The sequence below is a fragment of the Pseudomonas sp. EZ-C24 genome (genome assembly GCF_014525325.1).
In the GTDB taxonomy this organism is placed as follows: Bacteria; Pseudomonadota; Gammaproteobacteria; order Pseudomonadales; family Pseudomonadaceae; genus Aquipseudomonas; species Aquipseudomonas shirazensis.
The window spans coordinates 167,097-173,171 of sequence record NZ_JACDIU010000034.1; the positions used below are offsets into that span (position 1 = coordinate 167,097).

Consider the following 6,075-nt stretch of genomic DNA (forward strand, 5'->3'; position numbering starts at 1 on the left):
TTTTTTTATCCACTTTCAGCGCTGATAGCCTTTGCCGAAGTAGCGCTCAAGCCGCGCCTGCACCAGTTCCAGCATGATCGACAGCACCCAATAGATCACCGCCGCTGTAGTCAGCATCTCCAGGTACCGGTAGCTGGAACGCCCATACGACTGCGCCAGAAACATCACCTCCCAAACCCCCATCACCGAAATCAGCGACGAATCCTTGAGCATCGAGATGAACTGGTTGGCGCTCGGCGGGATGATAGTGCGCATCGCCTGCGGCAAGGTGATATGCCAGAAGATCGCTGCCGGACGCATGCCCAGAGCGAGTGCCGCCTGGCGTTGGCCGAGCGCTACGCCGATGATCCCGGCGCGGAAGATCTCGCTCAGGTAAGCACCGTAGTTCAGCGACAGGGCGATGATCCCCGCAGCAATCGCCCCCGGCACCAGCCCCAACTGCGGCAGGCCGAGATAGATCAGCAGAATCTGGATCAGCAACGGCGTGCCGCGGAAGAACGACGTGTAGAAACTGGCCACGCCAAACAGCACCGCGCTTGGCGACAGTCGCGCCAGCGCTGCGGCAAAGCCCAACAGCACCGACACCAGCATCGAGCACAGGCACAGGAACAACGTCAGCGCCGCGCCCTGCAGAAAGCCGTTAGGGCCCAGCTTGAAGCCCGCCAGATTGGGGAACTTGTCGACGATAATCGCGAAATTAAGATCAAAACTGAGAAAGAAGCCGACAAACAGCAGCAGCAACACCAGCCACGTCAGGTATAGCCGTGTGCGAAAGCCGAACATGCGCAAGGCGGTTTTACCTACGGGGTTGGGAGCGGGTTGATGAGCGTTCATTTACTGATGTCAGCGCCGATCCATTTCTGTGACAGCTTGGCCAGCGTGCCATCGGCTTTCAGCTCGGCAAACACCTGACGCACCTTGGCATCCCACTCCGGGTCGCCTTTTTCGATGGCCACCGAGTTGGGCTCTTCATACAGTGGCGCGCCGGCCAGCTTGAAGCGCTTGTCCTGATTCAGACGCGGTTGCGCGGTCACCAGGTTGGTGAGGATTGCATCCAGGCGTACGCCGGCACCCAGGCCGAGGTCCTGGAAAGCGACGTTGTCGGTGTCATACGGGGCAATCTGGACGAACTCGAACGGGTACTCCAGCTTTTGCTCTTCGGCGCCCTCGATCACCAGGTTCTTGTTCAGATAGCTCTCGTAGCTGGAGGCGCTGGTCAGGCCGACTTTGCGCCCTTCGAGGTCCTTGGCTGAATGAATGCGATCATCCTTGGCATTGACCACGATCACCGCCGGCGAGGCGTAGTATTCAACCGGAAAGTCGAACACTTCAGCGCGGGCCTTGCTCGGCGTCATCGAGCAGATGCATAGGTCATAGCGACCGCTCCAGCGGCCGGCGGCGATCACGTCCCAGGACGGTGTTTCCAGGCGCAGCTTGACTCCGAGTTTCTGTGCGACCGCCTTGGCCACGTCGACGTCAAAACCGTCGAGCTGGTTCTGGTCATTCAAGAAGGAGAACGGCGGATAGCTCTCCATCAATACGTTGACGACTTCCTTGCGCGACTCGACGCGGTCCAAGGTGGCACCGGCAAAGGCAGAGGTAGCGCTAAAGGCCAGCAGGCCCGCGCAAAGCAAGGAAGGTAAACGCATAAGGACACCTGCAAAAAGGTTGTTAAAAAAACGCTGATGGTTATTTAATAGTTATAAGTTTTACATCACTAGTGAATATTATTCATATCAATATAAGCGGAAGTTATATGGCCGAGCGAGCGTTGGAAATTCTTGATGGCGGTATGGGTCGGGAGCTGCAGCGCCGTGGCGCGCCGTTCCGCCAGCCAGAGTGGTCTGCACTGGCCTTGAGCGAGGCGCCAGAGGCAGTGATCGCCGTGCACACTGCCTACATCGAGGCCGGTGCCGGGGTGATTACCAGCAACAGTTATGCGGTAGTGCCGTTCCACATTGGTGAAGAGCGCTTCGCCAATGAAGGCTTTGCTCTGGCCGCCACCGCTGGTCAGCTGGCGCGCACGGCTGCCGATGCCAGCGAGCGTGCGGTGAAGGTGGCTGGTTCGTTGCCGCCGCTGTTCGGCTCGTATCGCCCGGACTTGTACGAGCCGGAGCGCGTCAGCGAAGTGCTGTTGCCGCTGGTGGTCGGCCTCGCACCGTACGTCGACCTGTGGCTGGCCGAAACGCAGAGCGCGATCATCGAAGTACAGTCGATTGCCCGGCAGCTGCCGGCGGACGGCAAGCCGCTGTGGGTGTCGTTCACGCTGCAGGATGAAGACGTCGGTGACGTGCCGACCCTGCGTTCCGGTGAGACCGTGACCCAGGCCGCCGAAGCGGTCGCGGAGCTGGGCGTGGCTGCGCTGCTGTTCAACTGCAGCCAGCCAGAAGTGATCGGCGCCGCTATCGACGCCGCCCGTGCGGTATTCGAGCGCCTGGGTGCTGATATCGCCATCGGTGCCTACGCCAACGCCTTCCCGCCGCAGCCCAAGGATGCCACCGCCAACGACGGCCTCGACGAGCTGCGCGATGACCTCGACCCGCCGGGCTACCTGAGCTGGGCGCAGGACTGGCGTCAGCGCGGTGCAAGCCTGCTCGGCGGTTGCTGCGGCATCGGTCCGGAGCATATCGCCGAGCTGAAAAACAACCTGAGCTGATTCAGCTCGGGTTACGACAGGCTTCCAGCGTCTGCGCTTGACCTTCTGGGCGCTGGTTGTCGGCACTCAGCCAACGCTCAAAGCCCGCCGCAACGGTGGGCCATTCGTCATCGGTGATCGAGTACCAGGCCGTGTCGCGGTTCTGGCCCTTGATCACCATGTGCTGGCGGAACACCCCTTCAAAGACAAAACCGAAACGCTCCGCCGCGCGCTTGGAGCGGGCATTGGCGTTGTTGCACTTCCATTCCAGGCGGCGGTTGCCCAGGGCGAAACCCAGCTTGCCGAGCAGATAGACCGCCTCGCTACTTTTGGGCGTGCGCTGCATCGCGCCAGCAAAGGCGATGTGGCCGATCTCGATGCGGCCGTGGTCCGGCACTATCGACATCAAACTGAGAATGCCCTGTACCTGGCCACTGGCGCGGTCGATGACGCTGTAGAACAGCGGGTCGCGGCTGGCCGCGTTGCCGTCCAGCCAGCGATCAAAGCTCGCTCGCTCGCTGAACGGGCCGTAAGGCAGGTAATCCCACAGCGTCGGGTCTGCCTCGGGGCCCTGCAGCACCTCCCACAAGTCATCGCCGTGGCGAGCCGGGTCGAGCTTTTCCAGGCGGATGAAGCGGCCCTCGATCGGCTCGGCTTGCGGAGCTGTCGCGGGTTTCCAGTTACTTGGCTGACTCATCTACGGCTCCTGTCTTACAGCGTTTGCCGGAATTGGATAAAGCCTGGGCGTTCGGCCACCTGCTCGTACAGCTTGATGGCAGTGGCATTGGTCTCGTGGGTCATCCAGTAGACCTTGCAGCAACCGATGGCCTTGGCGGTACTGTGCACATGCTCGATCAGCTGGCGGCCGATACCCAGGCCGCGCTGGCTGCCGTCGACATAGAGATCCTGCAGGTAGCAGGCGTCGCTGACGCTCCAGTTGGTACGATGATAGATCCAGTTGACCATGCCCACCGCCTTGCCATCGACCCAGGCCAGCGCCGAGTGGGTGGGCTGCTGCGGATCGAGTTGGCGCTGCCAGGTTACCGCACTGACCTCGTCGGCCAGCTCGGTTTCATAAAAGCGTAGGTAGGCCTGCCACAGTGGCAGCCAGGCGGCGTGATCGTCGGCGGTGACGGGGCGGATAATAACGGCTGGCATGGGTGATTCCTTCACAGTGGCCGCATCTGCGCGGCGAGTTGGTTGTCTTGCGCGTCGGTGCTGCTGGCCAGGCCGTCGCGCACGCCTGCGACATCTTCGGCGGAGCGGTTCTGGCTAAGCTTGCGTGCGCCCTGTATGCGGCTAATCGGCAAGCGAAAACCGACGATGGCGCGCAACATGCCTTCGATGTAGTCGCTTGGCGCATCGCCTACCTGCCAGGGCGTGTCGCGGCCTTGTTCGTGGCGGTCGGTCAGGTGGCTGACGATGTCGAGCAGGGCGGCGCCATCTTCGATCACTTCAGCGCTGCCGTAGGCATGCACGGCCAGGTAGTTCCAGGTCGGCACGACCTTGTGCGTGGCGGCTTTGCTCGGATAGAAGCTGGGGCTGACATAAGCATCGGCACCGGCAAACACCAGCAGTGCTTCGCTGCCTTGTTGCAACTCCTGCCACTGGCGGTTGGCCCGGGCCAGGTGGCCATAAACCGTGCCGTACTCACCATCGCCGGTGTCGATCAGCACCGGGATATGGCTGGCAAGCAAACCCTGTTCGCCGTGGGTGATGAGTACAGCCAGGCGGGTTTCCAGCATCTGTTGCTGCAAGCGCTGTAGATCATGCTCTTGATGGGGTTTGCTGTTGTACATGGCAGGATCCTTGTGCAATGGCTCTATCCTAGGCAGGCTATTGGCTCAGGTTAAGAGCCATTAATGACTGTTTTCATAGGTCCAATGCCATGCGTGATCAGCCGCTTGCACTGCCATTCGACCCGGCCGGGATCGTGCTCGACCGCCGTCGGGGTCTCAGCTTGCAGTTGTATCAGGCGTTGCGCGCGAGGGTGCTGGATGGTCGTCTGAGTAGTGGCACCCGGCTCCCAGCCAGCCGCGATCTGGCCAAGGTGCTGGCGCTGTCGCGCAACAGCGTGGTGCGCGCATACGACCAGTTGTACGCCGAGGGGTACATTGAAAGTCGGGTGGGCGATGGCACCTATGTCAGCCGCCTGCCAAAACTGTCCACAGAAGTATCCACAGGGTTATACCCTAGGTTATCAACAGGGTTATCCACATTTGTGGATAAAAGCACTGAGGATTTATCCAGCAATGCGTCTTCCAGCGTGTGGTTGGACCGTCTGAAAAATCACCATCTACCCGCGCCCCGCAGCGGTCCTCCTCGTGCGTTTCGGGTCGGCGTACCTGCGTTCGACCTGTTCCCCTACGACGTCTGGGCCAAGCTGCATGCGGGTTTCTGGCGTAATCCCGATCCAGCCCGGCTTGGCTATGGCGACCCGGCTGGTGAACTGCAGCTGCGCGAACTGATTGCCGCTTACCTGCGCCAATCAAGGGGCATCAGCTGCACGGCTGGGCAAATAGTGATCACCAGTGGTGCACAGCAGGCGATAACCCTTTGTGCACAGCTGCTGGTGCAGCCTGGCCAGGCCGTAGCTGTGGAAAACCCGGGCTACCGGGCGGCAGGGCACGCCTTTGCAGTTGCGGGCGGTCAGGTCAAGGGAGTACCAGTGGACGCTGAGGGCCTGGATTGCGCCAGGCTAGAGCAGCTACCGGATTGCCGCGTGGCCTATGTAACGCCGGCTCATCAATACCCCACCGGCGTCACCATGAGCCTCGCCCGGCGCCTGCAATTGCTGGCCTGGGCCGAGCGCAGCGACGGTTGGATCATCGAGGACGATTACGACGGCGAGTACCGCTACAGCGGCGCACCGCTGGCGCCCTTGGCTGCGCTGGATCAGCAGGGGCGGGTGTTGTACGTAGGCACCTTTGGCAAGATTGCCTTCCCGGCCATGCGGTTGGGGTATCTGGTGTTGCCGCAAAGCTTGGTCGAGCCCTTCAGCCAGGCCCGTGCGCTGGCGGTGCGTCATTCCGAGGTAGGTACGCAGTCGGTGATGGCGCAGTTCATGGCGTTGGGGCATTTCCAGCGCCATATCCGGCGCATGCGGCGGGCGGCACTGAGCAGGCGCAATGTGCTCAAGGCCGGTTGGCCGACCACCGTAGCGGGCTTGGGTGCGATGCCGGAAGTGGCGGCAGGGCTGCACGTGATGGTACCTGTGGATAACTTTGCCAGAGAACAGGCGCTGGTGGCATTGGCGGAAGCGGCGGGGGTAGAGGTTAATCCGCTGAGCGGCTATTGGCTGGAAGACAGCGATGAACCTGTGGATAAGCGCGCAGGGCTGGTGCTCGGCTTTGCCGCGGTCCCGGAAGCGCAGATTGCAGACGCCGTGATGCGCCTGCGCAAGGCCTGGCGGTAGGAGAACCGCGGTGTGTAGGAGCGGC

The 6,075-nt window shown here is 61.6% G+C and carries 7 protein-coding genes; 2 read left to right on the plus strand and 5 right to left on the minus strand.

Features of this window, described 5'->3' with window-relative positions:
- Window positions 1-15: 15 nt before the first annotated feature.
- Window positions 16-834: an amino acid ABC transporter permease gene (locus IDM28_RS22975; protein WP_188036936.1), complete on the minus strand. Its 819-nt coding sequence runs from the start codon at window positions 832-834 to the stop codon at window positions 16-18.
- Window positions 831-1,649: an ABC transporter substrate-binding protein gene (locus tag IDM28_RS22980; RefSeq protein WP_188036937.1), complete on the minus strand. Its 819-nt coding sequence runs from the start codon at window positions 1,647-1,649 to the stop codon at window positions 831-833. The genes IDM28_RS22975 and IDM28_RS22980 overlap by 4 nt, the downstream gene beginning before the upstream one ends.
- A gap of 107 nt (window positions 1,650-1,756) precedes the next feature.
- Here IDM28_RS22980 and IDM28_RS22985 point away from each other — a divergent pair, with 107 nt between their 5' ends.
- A complete protein-coding gene (locus IDM28_RS22985) occupies window positions 1,757-2,656 on the plus strand; it encodes a homocysteine S-methyltransferase family protein (RefSeq protein ID WP_178080805.1) in 900 nt (299 codons plus the stop codon).
- A 1-nt stretch (window position 2,657) separates the two neighbouring features.
- Here the strand turns inward: IDM28_RS22985 and IDM28_RS22990 are convergent, their stop codons facing one another.
- From IDM28_RS22990 to IDM28_RS23000, 3 genes are read right to left on the minus strand one after another with little or no spacing between them, the layout of a single operon-like run.
- Window positions 2,658-3,332, minus strand: coding sequence for a GNAT family N-acetyltransferase (locus IDM28_RS22990; RefSeq protein ID WP_188036938.1), 675 nt, complete (start codon window positions 3,330-3,332; stop codon window positions 2,658-2,660).
- A 14-nt stretch (window positions 3,333-3,346) separates the two neighbouring features.
- On the minus strand, window positions 3,347-3,793 hold the full coding sequence (locus IDM28_RS22995) for a GNAT family N-acetyltransferase (RefSeq protein ID WP_101322833.1): 447 nt from the start codon (window positions 3,791-3,793) through the stop codon (window positions 3,347-3,349).
- An 11-nt stretch (window positions 3,794-3,804) separates the two neighbouring features.
- Entirely contained in the window at window positions 3,805-4,434 is a 630-nt protein-coding gene (locus IDM28_RS23000; protein WP_188036939.1) for an FMN-binding negative transcriptional regulator, read from the minus strand.
- 89 nt (window positions 4,435-4,523) lie between these two features.
- Between IDM28_RS23000 and IDM28_RS23005 the strand changes: the two genes are divergently transcribed.
- The gene (locus IDM28_RS23005) at window positions 4,524-6,050 is read left to right on the plus strand and encodes a PLP-dependent aminotransferase family protein (protein WP_188036940.1); all 1,527 of its coding nucleotides are present in this window, start codon (window positions 4,524-4,526) and stop codon (window positions 6,048-6,050) included.
- Window positions 6,051-6,075 lie beyond the last annotated feature (25 nt).

Coding starts and splice junctions, on each gene's coding strand:
- IDM28_RS22975 (WP_188036936.1), bottom strand. CDS start 834: ATGAACGCTCATCAACCCGCTCCCAACCCCGTAGGTAAAACCGCCTTG.
- IDM28_RS22980 (WP_188036937.1), bottom strand. CDS start 1,649: ATGCGTTTACCTTCCTTGCTTTGCGCGGGCCTGCTGGCCTTTAGCGCT.
- IDM28_RS22985 (WP_178080805.1), top strand. CDS start 1,757: ATGGCCGAGCGAGCGTTGGAAATTCTTGATGGCGGTATGGGTCGGGAG.
- IDM28_RS22990 (WP_188036938.1), bottom strand. CDS start 3,332: ATGAGTCAGCCAAGTAACTGGAAACCCGCGACAGCTCCGCAAGCCGAG.
- IDM28_RS22995 (WP_101322833.1), bottom strand. CDS start 3,793: ATGCCAGCCGTTATTATCCGCCCCGTCACCGCCGACGATCACGCCGCC.
- IDM28_RS23000 (WP_188036939.1), bottom strand. CDS start 4,434: ATGTACAACAGCAAACCCCATCAAGAGCATGATCTACAGCGCTTGCAG.
- IDM28_RS23005 (WP_188036940.1), top strand. CDS start 4,524: ATGCGTGATCAGCCGCTTGCACTGCCATTCGACCCGGCCGGGATCGTG.